Origin of the sequence: Micromonospora echinospora (assembly GCF_900091495.1) — a bacterium.
Classification (GTDB): domain Bacteria; phylum Actinomycetota; class Actinomycetes; order Mycobacteriales; family Micromonosporaceae; genus Micromonospora; species Micromonospora echinospora.
Genome location: NZ_LT607413.1, coordinates 6,712,976 through 6,732,000, shown reverse-complemented (window position 1 = coordinate 6,732,000; position 19,025 = coordinate 6,712,976). Strand labels below are relative to the sequence as shown.

21 protein-coding genes are annotated in these 19,025 nt (G+C 72.0%); 7 read left to right on the top strand and 14 right to left on the bottom strand.

Annotated elements, in window-relative coordinates:
- Window positions 1-121 precede the first annotated feature (121 nt).
- Window positions 122-523: a winged helix-turn-helix transcriptional regulator gene (locus GA0070618_RS28820; protein ID WP_088984431.1), complete on the bottom strand. Its 402-nt coding sequence runs from the start codon at window positions 521-523 to the stop codon at window positions 122-124.
- 222 nt (window positions 524-745) lie between these two features.
- Window positions 746-1,399, bottom strand: a complete 654-nt coding sequence (locus tag GA0070618_RS28815; protein ID WP_088984430.1) for a Tat pathway signal sequence domain protein — start codon at window positions 1,397-1,399, stop codon at window positions 746-748.
- Between the two features lie 448 nt (window positions 1,400-1,847).
- On the opposite strand from GA0070618_RS28815, the gene GA0070618_RS28810 reads away from it, so the two are divergent.
- Together GA0070618_RS28810 and GA0070618_RS28805 are read left to right on the top strand one after the other, a co-directional pair.
- On the top strand, window positions 1,848-2,483 hold the full coding sequence (locus GA0070618_RS28810; RefSeq protein WP_088984429.1) for a DUF6230 family protein: 636 nt from the start codon (window positions 1,848-1,850) through the stop codon (window positions 2,481-2,483).
- Between the two features lie 2 nt (window positions 2,484-2,485).
- Window positions 2,486-2,965: a DUF6114 domain-containing protein gene (locus GA0070618_RS28805; RefSeq protein WP_197701679.1), complete on the top strand. Its 480-nt coding sequence runs from the start codon at window positions 2,486-2,488 to the stop codon at window positions 2,963-2,965.
- Window positions 2,966-2,982: 17 nt separating this feature from the next.
- On the opposite strand, the gene GA0070618_RS28800 is transcribed toward GA0070618_RS28805, so the two are convergent.
- Window positions 2,983-3,984, bottom strand: a complete 1,002-nt coding sequence (locus GA0070618_RS28800; protein ID WP_197701678.1) for a GHMP family kinase ATP-binding protein — start codon at window positions 3,982-3,984, stop codon at window positions 2,983-2,985.
- Between the two features lie 186 nt (window positions 3,985-4,170).
- Here GA0070618_RS28800 and GA0070618_RS28795 point away from each other — a divergent pair, with 186 nt between their 5' ends.
- On the top strand, window positions 4,171-5,247 hold the full coding sequence (locus tag GA0070618_RS28795; RefSeq protein WP_088984428.1) for a methyltransferase: 1,077 nt from the start codon (window positions 4,171-4,173) through the stop codon (window positions 5,245-5,247).
- Window positions 5,248-5,317: 70 nt separating this feature from the next.
- Here the strand turns inward: GA0070618_RS28795 and GA0070618_RS28790 are convergent, their stop codons facing one another.
- Entirely contained in the window at window positions 5,318-6,295 is a 978-nt protein-coding gene (locus GA0070618_RS28790) for a methylenetetrahydrofolate reductase (protein ID WP_143740215.1), read from the bottom strand.
- 287 nt (window positions 6,296-6,582) lie between these two features.
- Here GA0070618_RS28790 and GA0070618_RS28785 point away from each other — a divergent pair, with 287 nt between their 5' ends.
- The 3 genes from GA0070618_RS28785 (at window position 6,583) to GA0070618_RS28775 (ending at window position 8,758) form a co-directional block, all read left to right on the top strand.
- Window positions 6,583-7,260: a uridine kinase family protein gene (locus GA0070618_RS28785; protein WP_088984427.1), complete on the top strand. Its 678-nt coding sequence runs from the start codon at window positions 6,583-6,585 to the stop codon at window positions 7,258-7,260.
- A protein-coding gene (locus GA0070618_RS28780) for an IS5 family transposase (protein ID WP_414467538.1) occupies window positions 7,245-8,008 on the top strand; the annotation gives its coding sequence in 2 pieces (ribosomal slippage) (window positions 7,245-7,536 and window positions 7,536-8,008; 765 coding nt in all). Before GA0070618_RS28785 ends, GA0070618_RS28780 begins: the two co-directional genes overlap by 16 nt.
- 210 nt (window positions 8,009-8,218) lie before the next feature.
- On the top strand, window positions 8,219-8,758 hold the full coding sequence (locus GA0070618_RS28775) for an RNA 2'-phosphotransferase (protein ID WP_088984425.1): 540 nt from the start codon (window positions 8,219-8,221) through the stop codon (window positions 8,756-8,758).
- A 165-nt stretch (window positions 8,759-8,923) separates the two neighbouring features.
- Here the strand turns inward: GA0070618_RS28775 and GA0070618_RS28770 are convergent, their stop codons facing one another.
- The 3 genes from GA0070618_RS28770 to GA0070618_RS28760 form a co-directional block, all read right to left on the bottom strand.
- The gene (locus GA0070618_RS28770) at window positions 8,924-9,520 is read right to left on the bottom strand and encodes a nitroreductase family protein (RefSeq protein ID WP_088984424.1); all 597 of its coding nucleotides are present in this window, start codon (window positions 9,518-9,520) and stop codon (window positions 8,924-8,926) included.
- Window positions 9,521-9,596: 76 nt separating this feature from the next.
- The gene (locus GA0070618_RS28765) at window positions 9,597-10,361 is read right to left on the bottom strand and encodes a pirin family protein (RefSeq protein WP_088984423.1); all 765 of its coding nucleotides are present in this window, start codon (window positions 10,359-10,361) and stop codon (window positions 9,597-9,599) included.
- Window positions 10,362-10,435: 74 nt separating this feature from the next.
- Window positions 10,436-10,996, bottom strand: coding sequence for a YceI family protein (locus tag GA0070618_RS28760; protein WP_088984422.1), 561 nt, complete (start codon window positions 10,994-10,996; stop codon window positions 10,436-10,438).
- A gap of 110 nt (window positions 10,997-11,106) precedes the next feature.
- Here GA0070618_RS28760 and GA0070618_RS28755 point away from each other — a divergent pair, with 110 nt between their 5' ends.
- Window positions 11,107-11,568, top strand: a complete 462-nt coding sequence (locus GA0070618_RS28755; protein WP_088984421.1) for a MarR family winged helix-turn-helix transcriptional regulator — start codon at window positions 11,107-11,109, stop codon at window positions 11,566-11,568.
- A gap of 57 nt (window positions 11,569-11,625) precedes the next feature.
- Here GA0070618_RS28755 and recD2 read toward each other — a convergent pair whose 3' ends face one another.
- The 7 genes from recD2 to GA0070618_RS28720 all read right to left on the bottom strand — a co-directional run bounded on the left by recD2 (window position 11,626) and on the right by GA0070618_RS28720 (window position 19,025).
- The gene (gene recD2 / locus GA0070618_RS28750) at window positions 11,626-13,857 is read right to left on the bottom strand and encodes an SF1B family DNA helicase RecD2 (RefSeq protein ID WP_088984420.1); all 2,232 of its coding nucleotides are present in this window, start codon (window positions 13,855-13,857) and stop codon (window positions 11,626-11,628) included.
- A gap of 66 nt (window positions 13,858-13,923) precedes the next feature.
- Window positions 13,924-14,346: a DUF6234 family protein gene (locus tag GA0070618_RS28745; protein WP_088984419.1), complete on the bottom strand. Its 423-nt coding sequence runs from the start codon at window positions 14,344-14,346 to the stop codon at window positions 13,924-13,926.
- A 63-nt stretch (window positions 14,347-14,409) separates the two neighbouring features.
- Window positions 14,410-15,177 (bottom strand): GntR family transcriptional regulator, encoded by a 768-nt coding sequence (locus tag GA0070618_RS28740; RefSeq protein WP_088984418.1) that lies wholly within the window; start codon window positions 15,175-15,177, stop codon window positions 14,410-14,412.
- Between the two features lie 77 nt (window positions 15,178-15,254).
- Window positions 15,255-15,962: a deoxyribose-phosphate aldolase gene (gene deoC, locus GA0070618_RS28735; RefSeq protein WP_088984417.1), complete on the bottom strand. Its 708-nt coding sequence runs from the start codon at window positions 15,960-15,962 to the stop codon at window positions 15,255-15,257.
- Window positions 15,963-16,004: 42 nt separating this feature from the next.
- Entirely contained in the window at window positions 16,005-16,460 is a 456-nt protein-coding gene (gene rbsD / locus GA0070618_RS28730) for a D-ribose pyranase (RefSeq protein WP_088984416.1), read from the bottom strand.
- Window positions 16,457-18,001, bottom strand: coding sequence for a sugar ABC transporter ATP-binding protein (locus GA0070618_RS28725; RefSeq protein WP_088984415.1), 1,545 nt, complete (start codon window positions 17,999-18,001; stop codon window positions 16,457-16,459). The genes rbsD and GA0070618_RS28725 overlap by 4 nt, the downstream gene beginning before the upstream one ends.
- 4 nt (window positions 18,002-18,005) lie before the next feature.
- A complete protein-coding gene (locus GA0070618_RS28720) occupies window positions 18,006-19,025 on the bottom strand; it encodes a substrate-binding domain-containing protein (RefSeq protein WP_088984414.1) in 1,020 nt (339 codons plus the stop codon).

Sequence of the window (19,025 nt, the reverse complement as noted above, 5' to 3'; positions counted from 1 at the left end):
CTCTCCCCTCTGCGGATCCTAACCACTGACCGGGGTTCGTGGGTGGCCCTGCGTGACGGGCTCCCGTGGACTCAGGTTCACCCGGACGGACCGGGCCGGGCCACCGACCGGCCCGGCCGGGTCAAGACGAAGTGGCCCGGGGCCGCCACCGGCTGCGGGCGTCCGGACCGGGCCGTCGGCCGACCCTCTGCTCCGGCTGCTGGCGGGCGGCGAGGTGCCGGTCGCCCCACTGGGTCACGGCCAGTACCACCGGGAGCAGTTCCCGGCCCCGGTCGGTGAGGTGGTACTCGTGCCTGGTCGGGCGGTCCTGGTAGGGCACCCGGTCGAGCACGCCGACGCCGATGAGCGTGTTCAGCCGGTCGGTCAGGATGTTGCGGGAGATGCCCAGGCTGCGGAGGAAGCCGTCGAAGCGGGTGGTGCCCTGCAGCGCGTCCCGGACGATGAGCAGCGTCCATCGGTCACCGATGACGTCCAGGGCGCGGGCGAGCGAGCACGCCTGGACCGAACTGAGGCGGTAGTGCATCGGGCCAGTCTAGGCACTACAACGTTGGAAATCGACACTTGTCGAACGTTCGGTGGCTCTCCGGTGTCCGTTTCGGATCGGGCCGTCACGCCGGGCTGTCGCCCGCCCCGTCGGCCCGGTCCGGTGTGGACGCGCCCGTGCCCGGTCGGCGCCGACCCTGTTGGGGTCGACACCGGCCGGGCCGGGGTGGCCGGCGGGGGCGCCGCCGGCCGGTCGGGGTGGTCAGTTCACGAACACCGTGCCGCCCGGTCCGGTGACCGGGGCGTAGGTGACGGTGAAGTAGCCGGTGGGGAAGCAGGTGCCGGGTCCGGAGACCTTGGTGAACGGCTGGTTGACCATGGTGATGGACATGTCGGCGTTGTTCGCCGTGCCGACCAGGCGGTTGCCGTTTGCCTGGTATACGCAGGTGATGGTGCCGAGCAGGGTGCTGAGTACGGCGGTCGTCTGGATCGGTCCGGCCGCGCCGCCGGTGATGGTGAGGACCTTGCCGCTGGTCACCGAGGCGGTGAACGGCAGGTTGTTCACGGTGATGCTCCGGACGCCGATCACCCCGATGACGTTGCTCGTGCAGTTGCTGACGGTCTGCGTGCCGACGTTCTCGGTCGCGGTGCCCGGGGCGGTCGGGTTGCTGGTGACCGTGGCCCCGAACGTGGACTGGGCGCACTTCACGCCGGTGCTGCCGGTCGTGGAGTTGTAGAGGTTGGCCGTGGTGCCGGCCTTCAGGTTCGCGGTCAGCGTCTGACCGACGCCGACCGAGGCCCCGCTCGCGCTGCCGTAGGTGAGCACGTTGCCCGCCGCGGCGGCCGGGCCGGCGGTGGCGAGCACGGCCAGCAGCGCCGAGGTCGCGGCGAGGGTGAGGTACGCGTACCTGCGCATGACTTCTCCCTGGGTGTGGTGGTGGGTGAGGGCGGGGTGGGGTGGAACGGGCGGGGTGGTCCGTGCCTCCTTCCTCGGGCGGCACCCGTCGACCGGCCGGCACGGGGCCGGGGCGGGGCGGTGGGCGGTGGAGGCGCGACGTGACCGTCCACGGGCCGATCCGGGACGGGATCGGCGGGCGGGGGGCGTCGCGTCGGTGTGCGTCGGACGGATCGCAGAAGGCGACGTCTCGACCGGAAGCAATGAATTCTGCCGATGTTATATGCCTCCGACCGTGGCGTCGTCAAGAAACAATTCCGTCGTCATGTGATCGAGGTTTTTGACTTTTTTTGCCATGGTGAAGACGCAGCTCGCGGACGCCTTGACCCCGTACCGTACTCGGCGGTAACTTGTGCCATCCCTGCCGTCGACAGCTCGCCACGACACCATTCGATCAAGGGAGTCGGTCATGTCGTCCGTCGATATCGCGCATGCCTCCGCAACCGTCCCCGAAGAAGGCGCCGTCCGCTGGCGGCGGTTCTTTCCGATGCTTCTCGGCACCGGTGTGCTCAGTGCCGCCATGGTGCTGCTCACCGCTCAGGGCGTTCTGGCGGCGCAGTTCTCCATCTCCGGCCTGCCCTTCACGGTGACCGCCGACCGGCTCGACGGCACCGGCTTCGAGCAGTTCGCCGCGCTGGACCACATGGTCGAGGGCAGCCCCAACGAGGGGGACACCGGGGGGCAGGTCGTGGTGATCGTCTCGGCCATCGACCGGGCTGAGCTGACCAACCTCTGCCAGAGCGTCAACATGGGTGGGATGGTCCTGAAGATCACCGCTGGGAACGCCGGGAAGCCGGTCAAGGCCCGCACGCTCGTCGTCGACTCGGACAGCATCGCCGGTGACGCCGACTTCTCCAACATCGACATCGGACAGGACGCCAGCACCCTCGACAAGGTGCCCGGGGTCAAGGGCGGCATCGGGGTCTTCGCCCAGCAGGCCGACAGGGTCGTCATCGACGATCTCCGGCAGAACAACTGGGCCACCACGGCCGCCGCCTTCACCCTGCCCCATCTGCGGATGAGCTTCGCGTCGGAGGGTTGCTGACGATGGCCGGTGCGGTCCCCGGGCCCGCCGCGACGTCCCGCCGGAGCCGGTCAGGTCGGTTCCGGCGTTGGCGTCGGACCCGTCCGTTCTGGGGTGCGTTCCTGGTGATCCTCGGCGGGGCCGAGATCCTCGCCTCGGTGCGCGCCCCCCTGCCGGTCATCCTGCACATCGGACTCCAGGGGATGGCCGGCTACCTCGTTCCCCTGCTGCTGTTGACCTGTGGCGTGCTCCTGCTCGTCACGCCCGCCCAGCGGGCCTTCTACGCCATCGTCTCGATCATCCTGGCCCTGGCCTCCTGGCTGACCTCGAACCTCGGCGGCTTCCTGATCGGCATGCTGCTCGCCCTGGTCGGCGGCTGTCTCGCGTTGGCCTGGACACCGCGACGCCACCTTCCGGCCGAGACCGCACTGCCCACCGTCACGACCGACACCGTGGTTCCCTCCGGGGCCGAGCCGTCGTCCGACGCGGAGCGCGCCCGCTGAGCACCGTGCGTCCCCGGTCAGGGCCCGATGGTCCGGCCCACCGGCAGCCCGCCTGCCGACAGCCGCCGGGCGGCGTGGCGCAGCCGCTCGGACAGGTCGGGCGTGGCCGGGTCGAACAGCAGGCCGGCCACGTTGCCGGTGTGCGCGACCTGGACGCCGGCCGCTCCGGTCCGTGCCGCGACCCGTTCCAGGAACTCCAACTCCGGCTTGGGAAGCAGGGACTGGTTGCGGCGGGCACTCTCGCTGCTGACCCGGCCCAGCAGCCCGACGTCGGCGGTGGCGACCGCCTGCCGCACCGCGGCCCGGAGTTCCTCGTACGCCGGCACCTCCCGGGCGGACGGCGCGGGCAGGGTCAGGGTGTCCACCGGGCGTCCCGCGCCGGTGGTGCAGGAGAGGACGACGGCGGCGGGCAGGGGGCGGCCGAAGTCCTCCAGCACCCGGGCCTCCCGGGAGGCGAACAGTGCCGCGCTGCCGTCCAGCATCAGCGGGTCGGACGCCCGCTCGGCCCGGACGGCGATCCGGGCCACCGTCTCCGCCGGCAGCCGGACGCCGAAGCTGGCCGCCACCGCGCGTACCGCGGCGATGACGTCGCTGGTGGACGAGCCCATTCCGATCCCGACCGGAACCTGGCCGCGCAGGCCGAGTCGTCCACCGCAGGCACGTTCCCCGGTCAGCCGTGCGCACTCGGCCACCGCCAGGGCGGCGGCGCGCCGGGCCTTGCGCCGGTCGGCGGGACGGACCGTCAGGTGGCCGGCGGGGCTTCCAAGTCGCCGGACGAAGGTGGCGGTGGTGCCCGTACCGGGAACGGGGAGGGTGACGAGTCCCCGGCACGGACGCCCGTCGGCGTCGAGGAAGACGCCCTGGAGGATCTCGCCGTGGTGGCACGGGGCGTGCCCGGCCCCGACCTGCCACCGCTCGGCGACCTGCGGGGAGAGGTCGGCCGGCAGCGGGGCGGGCTCGTGGGCGACGTCGGGCTCGTCGCGGACGACCTGGCCGAGGGTGGGCGGGGTGCGGGTCACGACAGTGAGTCTGACTCCTGCCGGGACGCCGCCGAACGGGCCGTCACCGCGAGCCGGTCGGCGTTCCGTGTCACCGTCCTGACCAGGGGAAAGTCCAACTTGGCGCAATAGGCCGTTTGGCTGGTTGCTTGTCGCACTGATGTCGGTAACGTACGTTTCGTGGCGAAGAAACCATCAGCTCCCCCTATGGTGTTGGTCGACGCGGTCCGCGCGGTCGGCTCCGCCCTCAGTGGCACGTCGCGTCGCCTGGCACCGCCGCCCGCGAGCCTGCTCGACGCCGCGTCCGGCTTCTGGCGTACGCACGCGCTCGGCGCGGTGGCCCGGCTCGGGGTGGCCGACCAGCTCACCGACGGTCCCCGCGACGTGGCGGCACTCGCCGCCGCCACCGACGCCGACGAGGACAGCCTGTTCCGGGTGCTGCGGGCGCTGGCCGCCGACGGCATCTTCCGCCGGACAGGGCCCCGCACCTTCGCGTTGAACACGCTCGCCGAACCGCTGCGCAGCGACCATCCGCGCTCGGTCCGGCACACGCTGATCCAGATCAGCTCCGGCTGGAACCAGCGGATCTGGTCCGACCTGACCGCCACGGTCACCGAGGGCCGCCCGGCCTTCCCCCGGCAGTACGGCGGCTTCCTCTGGGACTACTTCGCCGAGCACCCGGACGAGGGCGAGCACTTCCACCGTTCGATGCGGGAACTGAGCCGGCTCGACATGCCGCAGATCCTGGCCGCGCACGACTTCGGCCGGTACGAACGGATCGCCGACGTCGGCGGCGGATCGGGGCAGCTGCTGGCCGGCATCCTGAGCGGGCATCCACACCTGCGCGGGGTGCTCTACGACCTGCCGGCCGCCACCGCCGACGCGCCGACGGTGCTCGACGCGGCCGGGGTGGCCGACCGGGTGGAGGTGGTCAACGGCAGCTTCTACGACCACGTGCCGCCCGGCTGCGACGCCTACCTGATGCGCAACATCGTGCACGGGCTCACCGACGAGCAGGCCCGCCCCGTCCTCGACCGGCTGCGTCCGGCGTTCGGGCCGCGTACCCGGCTGCTGGTGCTGGACTGCCTGGTGCCCGAGGGATCCGGCGGCAGCCATCCCGGCTTCCTCGACCTCCAGATGATGGTCGGCAGCGGTGGCCGGGAGCGCAGCGCCGCGGAGATGGCGTCGCTGTTCGCCGCGAACGGGTTCCACCTGGTCGACGTGCGCCGCACCCCCGGGCCGACCGCGATCTTCGTCGGCCGTCTCGCCGATCCGTCCCGCTGACCCACCCGCGCCCCTACCGGGCGCGTGGTCGTTTCGCGTCCTCGACCAGCCGGTACGTCACTCTGGGTCCTCAGTCAGTGAGCAGCTCACGCATCCGGGCGGCGAGGGTGACGGCGGCGTCGATCTCGACCTTGCGGATCGACACGCTCTCCACGTGGAAGCCGAACGGCACCCCGAGCCGTCGGCAGAAGCCGGCCAGCTCGCGAGCGTTGGCCAGGCACTGCTCGTACGACTCGGCGAGCGGGTCCTCGGCGTGCCGCAGCGCGTTCTCCAGCCACCACGGAACGGCGACGCCCAGCCACTTCAGGAACGACAGGGTCTTCAACGAGCCGCAGACCGACAGGGTGAACACGATCGGCTGGGGCGCGACGCCCCGCTCCCGGCAGGCGTAGCGGTAGTCCGAGACCAGGCTCTTGGTCGCGTCGACGTCGTAGATCACCTGCGAGACGAAGAACGCGCAGCCGTGCTCCTGCTTGGCCAGCATCCGTAGGTGCTCGTCCCGTCCCCGGCTGTGCCGCTCGGGGATGGCGACCCCGCCCACGGCCAGGTCGGGCCGGACCTCCCGCCGCAGGGCGTGGGCCCGGGGCAGCGGTGTGTGCACCTCCTTGGTGCTGGAGGACGCGCCGACGAAGACGGCCGCCACCCGGTCCGGGTCCGTCGACTCCAGCCAGTCGCGCAGCTCCGGCTCGGGATACTTGCCGACGCAGCGGTAGACGATCGTGGGCCGGTGCCAGTTGCCCAGGTGGGTGGCGTGGAAGACGGCCGGGTCCATCGTCGGCAGGTAGGGGAAGGGGCGCTCGTCCGGGTTGCGGTCGCTCTCGTCGTCGATGTCGTAGAGCAGCAACGCGTCCACGTCCAGCGGCGCCAGCCGGGCCAGCGTGACCCGGGCGATCTCCGCGGCCTGCTCGGGGGTGGCGCTGCGCCGGGGTGGCGTGAGCCCGAACAGCAACAGGGGACGCTGCCGGGCGGTGGCGAGGACGTCGGGCACGGTGCCTCCGGGCGGTGCGGCGGGAGGCTGCGGGTCGAGGCGGTCCGCGCGATCCGACATGCCGCCACAGTAGCCGTGCCACCACCCGGCATCAACGCGCGGCTGGGCCCTCGGGACCGCTGCTGGCCGGCCGCCCCTCGCCGAGGGGCAGCCTGCCGACGGCCGCGGCGGCGGTGGCGCTGCGTCACCTGCCGGAGACTGTGGAGCTGCCCCGGCTGTGCGCCCACGTTGACCGCCCGCGCGCGCCCCGGCGGTCGGAGGGCGCGCTCACGGCACCAAACCGGAGCCGGCTCAGTGCCCCAGTCGGGTTTCGGGGTCGATACTGGCCCTGGAAGCGTGCGGCCACCGTGCCGTACCTGGTGGAAGGGGCGGTGGCGGCTGAGGTGACGGCGGGGAATCATGAGCGGCAACTTGTGGGTCCCGTGTTGGGGCTGGAGATGGCGCAGATCGCGGCCCTGATCGGCCAGGGCGGGCGGTCAGAGCGGCCGACGCTGGTCGGCGTGGAAGGGTTCGGCGGTGCCGGCAAGACCGTCTTCGCTCGGCGGCTTGGTCAGTTGCTGGGCAGTTTCCATCTGGTGCACCTGGACGACTTCCTGATCCGCGGCGTGGTCAGCAACGAGGACAAGACTGACTTCGACCGCGGGGAACTCGCGCGTCGGGTGCTTGAGCCGGCCCGGCGTGGTGAGCTCACGGATTACCAGACTCTGACCGACAGCGACGGTGGGCCGGGTAGGTGGGTGAGGGTGCCTGCGGTCCGGTATCTCATCGTGGAGGGAGTGTCCGCCTACCACCCCGAGCTGCGGCAGTACTACCACCACCGGATCTGGGTCGATGCGCCGATGGAGACCGCTCGGGAGAGGGCCAGGCAGCGGGACATCCGGCGGGGTATCTACGACCGGGATCTGTGGGACGCCTGGGAACGCTCAGAGATCAGCTACAAGGCCAAGTACGTCCCGCACCTGACGTGCGACATCGTTTACGACAACGCTGGCGAGGCCGCCGACATCCGATGCGGAGACGAGTAACAACTCCTTACCCCGGGCGCAAGCCCCTGGATGACCGCAGGGTGCTGTGCGGGATCCTGTTCGTGCTCTACACCGCGATCCCGTGGGAGTACCTGCCCCAAGAGCTGGGCTTGAGCTCAGGAGTGACCTGCTGGCGCAGATTGCGAGACTGGAACGACGCCGGCGTCTGGCAACACCTGCACGAGATCCTGCTCGGCAAGCTCCGCGCCAGCGGTCAGTTGGACATGTCCCAGGCGGTGATCGACGGCTCCCACGTCCGGGCGCTCAAGGGCGGCCCGAAACCGGCCCGAGCCCGGTCGACCGCCGCAAGCCGGGCTCGAAACACCACGTCATCACCGACGCGGGCGGCATCCCCCTCGCCGCGACCCTGACCTCAGGTCACCGCCACGACGTCACCCAGCTCATGCCCCTGGTCGACAAGATCCCGCAGATCAAGGGCATCCGCGGTCGGCCCCGGCAGCGGCCCGAGCGGCTCCACGCCGACCGCGGCTACGACTACGACTGCTACCGCCGCCAGCTGCGGGCCAAGGGCATCACCCCGGTCATCGCCCGACGCGGCGTCGGCCACGGCTCCGGACTCGGCACCCGACGGTGGGTCGTCGAGCAGACCATCGCCCTGCTGCACTGGTTCCGCCGCCTGCGCATCCGCTGGGAGATCCGCGACGACATCCACGAAGCCCTCCTCACCCTCGCCTACGCCATCATCTGCTGGCGCAGACTCCAACGCTCAAAGAGTCAGGAGTTGTAAAGGCCGGTAGCGACCGTGTTTCGCCGCCCAGACCGTCGAGGTGACAAGCGGCTGACTCGCCCAGCTCCTACCGAACCGCGAGCAGGCAAAGGGCTGGCGGGTGGGCGGCGGTGATCCGGCGCGGCCGACGTACCCGACGGGGCGGGGCCGGCGTGCGTCGGGCGGCAAAACCGGTGGGGCGGGGCACCGTCCTCCGGCCACAATGCGAACGTGAATCATCGCGACGTGGTACGGCTGAGCAAGCGGATGTCCCTGGCCCTCCGGCACGAACCCGGACGCTTCGGCCTCACGCCGGACCGGGGCGGATGGGTGCCGGTCGCCGACCTCCTGCGCGGGATGCGGATGACCCGGGCCGAACTCGACGCGGTGGTGGCGGGCAACGACAAGCAGCGCTTCGCCGTCGACCTCGGCCCGGACGGGGTGGAGCGGATCCGGGCCAGTCAGGGGCACTCCATCCCGGTCGACCTCGGACTCGTCCCGCAGGCACCCCCGGAGCACCTCTACCACGGCACGGGGCGGGAGGCGGCGGAGTCCATCCGGGCCACCGGACTGCACCGGGGCGGGCGGCACCACGTGCACCTGTCGTCCGACGTGGAGACCGCCCGCCGGGTCGGTAGCCGTCGGGGCGGACCGGTGGTGGTGCTCACGGTGGATGCCGCGGCGATGGCCCGCGACGGGCACCTCTTCTATTGCAGCGCCAACGGCGTCTGGCTGACCGACGCCGTGCCGGTGGGCTACCTGACCGGCTGAGCGGACATCGGTCGGGACCACCCGGGACCGCCCGCACCCATAGCCAGCGCGGTCTGCGGCCCGGTCGGTCTGCGCCCCGGTCGGGTCGAGGCGGGCTGCCGGGCCCGGACGTGAGCCCGGCCGAGGTGGGCTCCCGGCCCGGGGGAGTCCGTGCGCGGCACCCGCTCAGGCGGAGGCGACCGCCGGGGCTGGGGCGAGCAGCAGGGAGTCCAGCGCATGCCGCTGACGCGGCGTCCGTTCCCGCTCGGCGAGCGGGGCGGGCAGCCGCTCCGGCGCGTCCACCCGGCCCAGGGCGACGACGACGACCGGGGTGAGCGTCGCGTCGAGCCCGAAGGCGTCCCGTACCGCGGCGGCGTCGAAACCGCCCATCTGGTGCAGGGCCAGACCGTGGGCCTGGGCCTGCACGGCCAGGTGCGCGACGGCCTGACCGGTGTCGTAGAGCGCGTATGGCCGGGGCCGACCGGCCTCGTCGACCGTGTGGGCGGCCACCAGCAGCAGTGCGCTCGCCGCGCCGGCCCAGGCCTGGTTACCCGGGTTCAGGGCGGCGTGCAGCCGGGTGAAGTCGTCGCCGCCCCGCCGGGTGACGAGAAACCGCCACGGCTGGCTGTTGTTCGCCGACGGTGCCCAGCGCGCCGCCTCCAGGAGAGGGTGCAGGTCGGAGTCGTCGAGCTGGTGGGACGGGTCGAAACTGCGGGGGCTCCACCGCTCGGCGAGCAGCGGGTGCAGCGGCGCGGACGTGTCGGCCCGCTTGGGGTGGGTCATGGTGCGTTCCTTGCTGTCGACGCCCCCTGACCCGGCCAGGGGCTGGCCGGGTCAGGGGGCGTGGGTCGGGCCGGGGTCAGCCGGCGATGGTGGCGTGCATCTCCCAGACCAGGATCTCGGCGGGCTCGGTGGCGGTGACCCAGTGGCCGCCGCCGGCCGTGAAGCGTACGGCGTCGCCGGTGCCCAACCGGCCGGAGCCCTCCAGCTCCACCGCGCCCCGGGCCACGAACAGGTGCAGGAAGGGCGCGTCGGGCAGCGGCACGCTGCCGCCGGGCTCCAGTCGGGCCGCGTAGAGGGCGGCGTACCGGTTGCGGATCCGGATGGCGGCCTCCCCGTCGTGCCGCTCCATCCCGGACGCGACCGGGACCAGACCGCCGCCGAGCAGTTCGCCGTCGATCTCGAGCTGCTCGTAACCGGGGGTCAGGCCGGTCTCGTCGGGCACCACCCACATCTGGACGAAGTGCACCGGCTCGGTGTGCCGTTCGCCCTGGAGGCGCCACGAGTCGTTCTTCTCCGAGTGCAGGATGCCGCGCCCGGCGGTCATCCGCTGGGCCAGCCCCGGGTAGATCACCCCGGAGTGGCCGGTGGAGTCCTGGTGGACCAGGGAGCCCCGCAGCACCCAGGTGACGATCTCCATGTCCCGGTGCGGGTGGGTGTCGAAGCCGGTGCCCGGCGTGACGATGTCGTCGTTGTTGACCAGGAGCAGCCCGTGGTGGGTGTTCGCCGGGTCGCGGTGGTGGCCGAACGAGAACGAGTGCTTCGAGTCGAGCCAGCCGGTTTCGGTGACGAACCGCTCCTCGGCCCGGCGGATGTCGACGCGGGGGGTCAGCAGGGTGCTCACGGGAGGTCCTCTCCACTGGGAGTCGGTCGGTGGGGAAGCGGGGGGCGCACCGCCGGTGCGGCACGCCGTACGGGTCAGGACTGCTTGATCGCGGAGACCTCGAACTCGAGGACGATCTTCTCGCTGACCAGGACACCGCCGGTCTCCAGGGCGGCGTTCCAGGTCACCCCGTAGTCGCGACGGTTGATGGTCACCGAGCCCTCGAAGCCGACCCGCAGGTTGCCGAACGGGTCGGTGGCCGCGCCCTCGTAGGTGAAGGGAACGGTCACCGGGTGGGTGACGCCCCGGACGGTGAGGTCGCCGGTCAGGTCGAAGGTGTCCGGGCCGGTCTGCCGGAACGCGGTGGAGACGAAGGTGATCTCCGGGTGGGTCTCCATGGCGAGGAAGTCGTTGCTGCGCAGGTGCTCGTCGCGCTGCGCGTTACGGGTGTCGATGCTGGCTGCCTGGATGGTGACGGTCACCTCGGTCGCGCTCGGGTCGTCGCCGTCGAAGGCCACCCGGCCCTCGAAGTCGTTGAACGAACCCCGGACCTTGGTCACCATCGCGTGGCGGGCGACGAAGCCGATCCGGCTGTGGCTCGGGTCGATCGCGTAGACGCCGGTGAGCTGGGCGAGTGCGGCGGTCGGAGCGGTCATGACGTCCTCCTGAGGAGCTTGATGATGTGTCATTTACGTCTGCCTCAACCTACATGACCCGTCATGCATTCCCTTCATGATGTGTCATCGATCACTGGTAGGGTGGAGTCATGACCCGATGGCTCGACGACGACGAACAGCGCGCCTGGCGGGCCTACCTGCAGATGCAGAACCGACTCACCGCCCGCCTGGGACGGCAGTTGCAGCAGGACTCCGGCCTCTCCCTCGCCGACTACGAGGTGCTCGTGGCGCTCACCGACGCCGCCGAGGGGCGGCTGCGTCCCTTCGCGCTCCAGCGGCAGTTGGAGTGGGAGCAGAGCCGCCTCTCCCACCACCTCAGCCGGATGCAGCGGCGGGGCCTGGTCGACCGCGAGGGCTGCCCCGGCGACCGGCGGGGGGCGTTCGTGGTGCTCACCCCCGCCGGGCGGGAGGCCATCGAGGCCGCCGCCCCCGGTCACGTCGCGGCGGTCCGGGAGTTCTTCCTCGACCAGGTCGGCCAGGACGAGGTGGCCACCCTGGAGCGCCTCGCCACCCGGGTGCTGCGCCGGCTGGACGCCGACGAGCAGGGCTGACCCGCCGGGACGGGCCCGGGTGCCCCGGCGGTGTCGCGAGCCGCGCCGGTCGGACCGCTAGCCGGTGATCCGGTGGGTGAGCGCGGTGTGCCGGCGGCCGGTGCCCGCCGTCCGCACGGCGATCGCCAGGGCCCGGCGGGAGCCCGCCAGCACGACCAGCTTCCGCGCCCGGGTGACGGCGGTGTAGAGCAGGTTGCGCTGCAACATCATGTACGACCCCATGGTCACCGGCACCACCACGGCCGGGTACTCGCTGCCCTGCGAGCGGTGCACGGTGATCGCGTACGCGTGCTGCAACTCGTCCAGCTCGTGGAAGTCGTACCCGACGTCCTCGTCCTCGTCGGTACGGACGGTCAGGGTCTGCTCGTCCACGTCGATCGCGGTGACCATCCCGACCGTGCCGTTGAAGACGCCGGCCGCCCCCTTCTCGTAGTTGTTGCGGATCTGGATGACCTTGTCACCGACCCGGAACACCCGCGACCCGTGCCGCCGCTCCGGCGCGCCCTCGCGGTGCGGCGCGAGCGCCTGTTGCAGCAGGGCGTTCAGGTTGCCCGCACCGGCCGGGCCCCGGTGCATCGGGGTGAGCACCTGGATGTCGCGGGAGTGCAGGCCGAACCGACGGGGGATGCGTCGGGCCACGATCTCCACCACCTGCTCGGCGGTGACCTCGGGCTCGTCGCTGGGAAAGAGGAAGAAGTCCGCGTACCCGTCGAAGACCGGGGCCTGGCCCGCGTTGATCCGGTGCGCGTTGACCACCACGCCGGACTCCTGCGCCTGGCGGAAGATCCGGGTCAGCCGGACCCGGGGGACGGTCTCCGCCGCCAGGACGTCCCGCAGCACCTCGCCCGCGCCGACCGAGGGCAACTGGTCGACGTCGCCCACCAGCAGCAGGTGCGCTCCCGGCGGCACCGCCTTGACCAGCTTGTTGGCCAGGATCAGGTCGAGCATCGACGCCTCGTCGACCACCACCAGGTCGGCGTCGAGTGGATTGTCCCGGTCGTGGGCGGCGTCCCCGCCCGGCCGGAGCTGGAGCAGCCGGTGGACCGTGGTGGCCGCCTGCCCGGTCAGCTCGGTCAACCGCTTCGCGGCCCGTCCGGTCGGCGCGGCCAGGACGATCTTCGCCTGCTTCGCGGTGGCCAGTTCGATCACCGACCGGACGGTGAAGGACTTGCCGCAGCCCGGACCGCCGGTGAGCACGGCGACCTTCGAGGTGAGCGCCAGCCGCACCGCCTGCTCCTGCTCCGGGGCCAGCTCCGCGCCGGTCCGGGCCCGCAGCCAGGCCAGCGCCCGGCCCCAGTCCACGCCCGCGAACGCCGGCATCCGGTCGACCGGTTCGCGCAGCAGCCGGAGCAGGCTCGCCGCGAGCGCCGACTCGGCCCGGTGGAACGGGACCAGGTACACCGCCGGGATGGTGCCGCCGTCGCCGCTCGGATTCGGCACCGCCTCCCGGACCACGCCCTCCTCGGCCGCGAGGGCAGTCAGGGCCTCGCCGACCAGGGGCGCGGGCACCCCCAGGATCCCGGCGGCGTCGGCGAGCAGGTTCGGCTCCGGGAGGTAGCAGTGCCCGTTGTCGGCGGCCTCGGAGAGGGTGTACCGGATGCCGGCCTGCACCCGCTGCGGGCTGTCGTGCGGAATGCCGACCGCCTGGGCGATGCTGTCGGCGGTCTTGAAGCCGATGCCCCACACGTCGGCGGCCAGCCGGTACGGCTCGTTGCGCACCACCGAGATCGCGTTGTCGGCGTACTCCTTGTAGATCCGCACGGCGTGCGAGGTGGAGACGCCGACGCCCTGGAGGAAGACCATCACCTCCTTGATGGCCTTCTGCTCCTGCCAGGCGGTGCCGATCGCCGCGGTGCGCTTGCGGCCGAGGCCGTGCACCTCGATCAGCCGGCCCGGTTCGTTCTCGATGACGTCCAGGGTCTGCGCGCCGAACGCGGCGACGATCCGGGCGGCCATCTTCGGCCCGATTCCCTTGATCAGCCCCGAGCCGAGGTAGCGCTCGATGCCCTGCACGGTGGCGGGCAGCACGCTGGTGCAGCTGTGTACCTCGAACTGGCGGCCGTACTTCGGGTGCGAACCCCAGCGGCCGACCATCCGCAGCCGTTCCCCGGGCTGCACGCCGGGCAGGGCTCCGATCACGGTGAGCAGGTCGGTGCCGGAGCGGTCGGTGGCGACCCGGGCGATCGTGTAGCCGGTCTCCTCGTTGACGTAGGTGATCCGCTCCAGCACCGCCTCCAGCGTCGCGCCCCGCACGGGTGCGGCGGTCGGGGTGGGTGGTACGGCGGTCATCGCACACGATGATGGCAGACCCGTCCGACACCCCGGCGGTGGGAGCGCGTGGTTCCCGGCCGGGGATCAGCCGCCCGGGCAGCGCGTGTCGCCGCCGCTGTGCTCCTGACAACCACCGGGCCCGGAGGGAACCGGCGGCGGTGGGACCAGGTCCCGGGCGGCGGCCTCCCCGAACGGCATCCCGAACGCGCCGAGGAGGAGCGCCAGCGCCAGGTAGACCGCGCCCGTGCGCACCAACCGCCCGGCGAACGCGACGACGGCGATCACGACCGGGCCACCGGCGGCCGTCAGGTAGAGCGCCAGCAGCACCCAGCTGCCCCGTCGGCTGGCCCCCGCCGGGTCGGCGCCGCCGCTGCCGTGCTGGTCGGCCCAGCCCTGGATGCCGATGGCGAAGGTCCAACCCAGCAGCACCAGCGCCGCGAGCAGCCAGAGCACGGTCAGTAGCGCCACGGTGCCGGCCCGGCGGTGGGTCGCGGGCGACGGTTCCATACGGCCAGTCCACCCGACGCCAACCGGCGGCGCGTGAGTACGCAAGCTCAGCGCCGCCGGCCGTCAGCGGCGGCTGAGCAGGGAGGTGACCCGCATCCGCTCGCTGTGGATCCACACGTCGGAGTACTCGATGGCGCGGCCGTCGTACAGGTAGGTGATCTGTTCGAGATAGAGCAGGGGGAAGCCCTCCGGCACGCCGAGCGCGTCGGCGACGCGGCCGGTGGCGGCGGTGGCGCTGAACGTCCGTCGGCCAGTGGTGATCTTCAGGCCGTGGTCGTTCTCCAGCAGGCCGAACAGCGAGCGGTCGGCGAGGTCCGCCCGGTCCAGGCCGGGGGCGAGGTCGGTCCGGACGTAGTTGACCAGCCACGCGACCGGACCGGTGGTGGTCGAGCGGAGCCGTTCCAGGTGCAGCACCGACTGGCCGGGATCCAGGTCGAGCAGGGTGGCCAGCGGCGGCGGAGCGGCGATCACCCGCTGGGAGAGCACCTCAGTGGTGTACGAGACGCCCTGCCGGGCGAAGTCCTCGGAGAGGGTGTTCAGCTTCTGCGCGATGGACGGCTCGATGGCGGTGGACGTGACGAAGGTGCCCCGCCCACGTACCTGCACCAGCAGGCCGTCGCGGATCAGGGTCGCGAGGGCCCGACGCAGCGTGCCCCGGGAGATGCCCAGGTCGGCGGCGAGTTCCGGCTCGCTGCGCAGCCGGTAGTGCGGTGGCCAGTCGCCCGACACGATCCGGGTCCGGATCTGCTCCGACACCTGCGCGTGCAAAGGTGCCGGTGCGTCGCGGTCCAGTCGCTCGGTGGTCCCGTCGGGGAGTTCTCGCTCGGACATGGCACCTTTCCTGGGGCCGTCGCCCCCCGACCGTCGCCGGGCACCGGCCGGGCTCGGGTCGAGGGGCGAGGAGACGGTCAGTAGCTCGTCGTGTGCTCGTTCACGTCGTCAGTGACGATAGCCACCCCGGCGCTGGTGCCCAGCAGCACCGCTCCGGCCCGGAGCAGGGAGACCGCCTGCTCGAAGGACTTGATTCCGCCCGATGCCTTGACCTGCACGCCCTCCGGGGCGCGGGCCACCAGGTAGGCGACACTGTCCGGGTTGGCCACCTCGACGGAGCCGCTGCTGGCGTTCTTCAGGAAGGCCGCACCGGCCTCGATGGACAGTGCCACGGCGGCCTCCCGCTCGGCGGGGGTGAGCAGCGGCAGTTCGAGCATCACCTTGACCGGTACGCCGGAGGCCTTGACCACACCGGCGATGTCGTCGCGGAACGCGTCGTGGCGACCGCTCTTGAGCCAGCCGATCTGCACGCCGATGTCGATCTGGGTGGCGCCGGCCCGGACCAGGCTCTCCGCCTCGGCGGCCTTGCCGGCGCTGGTGGTCACGCCGACGGTGGGGAAGTCCAGGGCCGAGGCGACGCCGACGCCGGTGCCGCGCAGCACCTCGGCCACCTCGGCGACCCAGGAGCCGGGCACCATCGCCGCGTTGAAGCCGAACCGGACGGTCTCCTCGGCGTGGGCGACGATCCGGTCCCGGGTGACGCCGACGTCGATCAGCGTGTGCTGGATGTAGGGCGCCAACGTCGCGGGGGTCAGGTCGACGTCGGTCAGGAAGGCAGTGCTCACGTTTCTCTCCAAATCGGGGTACGTCGTGGTGCGGCGGCGCCGCTACATCCGGTCCCGGTAGTAGTCGGGCACGATCACGCCGGGCTCGTCGAACCAGCGCGGCACGTCCACGCCGCAGACCAGCCCGACGTTGCCCCACGGGTTGAACGCGCCCGTGCGGACGATCGCCTTGGCCTGGTGGGCCAGCTCGCCGAGCATCTCGGCGTGCGGTCGGGTGGTCAGCGGCACGCCCGGGAAGCGCTGCCCCAGCCACTGAGCCAGCGGTGTGTTGTGCGTGGTCACGTCCTCGGCGACCACCACGCCCTCGACGACGATCTCGTCGGCGACGAGCCCCAGCACGGTGGTCAGGTCGGGCAGGTCCTCCGCGATCGCCAGGTCGATCCGGTGGGCCGTCCGGGGGACGGGGAACCCGGCGTCGACGACGAGCAGCAGGTCGGTGTGGCCGAGGGTGGCGAGCACCCCGGACAGCTCGGCGTGGAGCAGACCTCGGCGTTTCATACGTTCTCCTTCATGGTGTGTGCGCCGGTGGCCAGGGCCATCACCGTCTCCTCGGTGGCCTCGGCCGCGTCCAGCACACCGACCAGCCGGCCGGCGGCCATCACGGCGATCCGGTCGCTGACGGTGAGCAGCTCGGGCAGGTCCGACGAGGAGACGACGATGGACACACCGGCGTCGGTGAGGCTGCGGAACAGCCGGTAGATCTCCGCCTTGGCGCCGACGTCGACGCCACGGGTGGGTTCGTCGAGCAGCATCAGCCGGGGCTCGATCGACAGCCAGCGGGCCAACAGGGCCTTCTGTTGGTTGCCACCGGAGAGCTGGGTGATGCCCTGGGCGGTGGTGGCGGTCTTCACCCGCAGCTCGCGGGCGCGCTCCTCGGCGTCCCGGCGCAGGGCCCGCCGCCGCAGCACCCCGAACCGCTGCCGCCGGCCGAGGGTCAGCACGGTGACGTTGTCGGCGACGCTCATCGTCGGCAGGATGCCCTGCTGCCGGCGTTCCCCGGGCAGGTAGGCGACCCGGGAGCGGATGGCGTCGCGCGGCGACCGCGCGGCGAACCTCTCCCCGTCGAGCGCCAGCTCGCCACCGTGGACCGGGTCCGCGCCGAAGACGCCGCGCAGCAGCTCGATCCGGCCGCTGTCGGGCAGTCCGGCCACGCCGACCACCTCGCCCGGAGCGACGTCGAGGTCGACGTCGGTGAACCCGGTGCCGGAGACGCCGCGCAGCCGCAGCCGGGGAGTGGCGGTCGCGGCCGGCGGGGGAGTGTCGTGCCGGGCGAACTCGGCGGCGAGTTCCCGCCCGACCATCGCCGCGACCACCTGGTCCGGGGTGACCTGCGCGGTGGGCCAGTGCCCGACGTGCCGGCCGTCCCGCAGCACGTGGATGTGCTGGGACAGGGCGAAGACCTCGGGCATCCGGTGCGAGACGTAGAGGAGTGTGACGCCGTCGGCCTGCAACGAGCGGATCACCCCGAACAACCGTTCGGACTCCGCCGGGGAGAGGATCGAGGTCGGCTCGTCGAGGATGACCACCCGGGCCCGGCGGGCCAGCGAGCGGGCGATGACCACCAGCTGCTGGGACGCCGCGTCGAGGTGGCGTACCGCGCGACGCGGGTCGACCCGCAGGCCGAGCCGGTCCAGCAGGTGGGCCGCCTGCTCCTCCATCCGCCGCCGGTGCGGGAAGGGCCGGGAGCCGGGTTCGGCGCCGAGCAGGATGTTCTCGGCGACGCTGCGGTCCTGGGCGAGGGAGAGCTCCTGCGGCACCAGCGCGACCTGGTGCCGACTGAGCAGGGTGGCCGGGTGGAAGCGGCGGACCTCCTCGCCGGCCACCCGTACGGTGCCGGTGGTGGGCGTGTCCAGCCCGGCCAGGATCTTCATCAGCGTCGACTTGCCGGCGCCGTTCTCCCCCATGACGGCGGTGAGACTGCCGGCGGGGACGCTCAGGGTGACGTCCTGCAACGCGCGGACGGCACCGAAGTGCTTCGACAGGCCGGACACCTCGACGGCGGCCGTGGCGGGAGCGAGGATCGTGGCCGGGCCGGTCATCGGATCAGCCCTCCACCGGCACGGTGGCCACGTTGTCGCGGGTGACCACGAGCGCGCCCGTGTCCACGTCCTTGATCTCGGTGCCGTTCTTCAGGTAGTCGGCGAGCAGCTTGACCGCCTGGTAGCCCTGCTCGGCCGGGCCCTGGCTGATGGTCAGGTCGACCACGCCGCCCTTGAGGTAGTCGACGGTCTGCGGCTGCACGTCGAAGCCCACCGAGTGGATCTTTCCGGCCTTGCCGGACTGCTGGAGCCACTTCGCCCCGGCGGTGAAACTGCAGCAGTCGAGGGAGACCAGGGCGATCGCGTCGCTCTGCGCGGCCATCGTCGACTCGATGGTGTTGTACGCCGCGCTCGGCTCGTTGCCGGTGTTCACCGGGCCGACGACCTGGAGGCCGGAGTCCTTCAGCCCGGTCTGGAAGCCGGTGAAGCGGTCGTTGGACCAGCCGGCGCCGGAGTCGACGGATACGACGACGACCTTGCCCTTCTTGCCCTTCAACACCCCGAGCAGCTCCTTGGCCAGCGACTCGCCGGAGGCGACGAGGTCCTGACCGACGAAGCCCATCTGCTTGGACTCGGGGTTGTTGGTGTTGAACGAGATGATCGGGATGCCAGCGTCGTACGCCTGCGCGATGACCGGCTTGAGCGCGTCGTTGCTGGCCGAGGAGACCGCGAGGCCGTGGATCTGCTTCTGGTTGATCAGCGTCTGCAACTCGGCCACCTGGTCGGCGGCGTTGCCGCCGGTCGGGCCGATCATCTGCGCCTCGACCCCGAGTTCCTTCGCGCCGCGCTCCATGCCCTGCCGGATCGGGACGGCGAAGGCCAGCGACGGGTCGTGGTAGCTGAGCCGGATCTTGAGCGGTTCGCCCTTCTCGACGGCGTCCTTGATGTAGTCGGCGAGCTGGAATCCGCCGTCGCCGCCGGAGGCGGTGCTGGCCGGGGTGACCGCGCCGCAGGCGCTGCCGGCCAGCAGCGCGAGGCCGAGGGTGGCGGCGACCGCGAGCCGGCGCCGGAGGGTGAGCTTCAT

Coding starts and splice junctions, on each gene's coding strand:
- GA0070618_RS28820 (WP_088984431.1), bottom strand. CDS start 523: ATGCACTACCGCCTCAGTTCGGTCCAGGCGTGCTCGCTCGCCCGCGCC.
- GA0070618_RS28815 (WP_088984430.1), bottom strand. CDS start 1,399: ATGCGCAGGTACGCGTACCTCACCCTCGCCGCGACCTCGGCGCTGCTG.
- GA0070618_RS28810 (WP_088984429.1), top strand. CDS start 1,848: ATGTCGTCCGTCGATATCGCGCATGCCTCCGCAACCGTCCCCGAAGAA.
- GA0070618_RS28805 (WP_197701679.1), top strand. CDS start 2,486: ATGGCCGGTGCGGTCCCCGGGCCCGCCGCGACGTCCCGCCGGAGCCGG.
- GA0070618_RS28795 (WP_088984428.1), top strand. CDS start 4,171: ATGGTGTTGGTCGACGCGGTCCGCGCGGTCGGCTCCGCCCTCAGTGGC.
- GA0070618_RS28790 (WP_143740215.1), bottom strand. CDS start 6,295: ATGTCGGATCGCGCGGACCGCCTCGACCCGCAGCCTCCCGCCGCACCG.
- GA0070618_RS28770 (WP_088984424.1), bottom strand. CDS start 9,520: ATGACCCACCCCAAGCGGGCCGACACGTCCGCGCCGCTGCACCCGCTG.
- GA0070618_RS28760 (WP_088984422.1), bottom strand. CDS start 10,996: ATGACCGCTCCGACCGCCGCACTCGCCCAGCTCACCGGCGTCTACGCG.
- GA0070618_RS28755 (WP_088984421.1), top strand. CDS start 11,107: ATGACCCGATGGCTCGACGACGACGAACAGCGCGCCTGGCGGGCCTAC.
- recD2 (WP_088984420.1), bottom strand. CDS start 13,857: ATGACCGCCGTACCACCCACCCCGACCGCCGCACCCGTGCGGGGCGCG.
- GA0070618_RS28745 (WP_088984419.1), bottom strand. CDS start 14,346: ATGGAACCGTCGCCCGCGACCCACCGCCGGGCCGGCACCGTGGCGCTA.
- GA0070618_RS28740 (WP_088984418.1), bottom strand. CDS start 15,177: ATGTCCGAGCGAGAACTCCCCGACGGGACCACCGAGCGACTGGACCGC.
- rbsD (WP_088984416.1), bottom strand. CDS start 16,460: ATGAAACGCCGAGGTCTGCTCCACGCCGAGCTGTCCGGGGTGCTCGCC.
- GA0070618_RS28725 (WP_088984415.1), bottom strand. CDS start 18,001: ATGACCGGCCCGGCCACGATCCTCGCTCCCGCCACGGCCGCCGTCGAG.
- GA0070618_RS28720 (WP_088984414.1), bottom strand. CDS start 19,025: ATGAAGCTCACCCTCCGGCGCCGGCTCGCGGTCGCCGCCACCCTCGGC.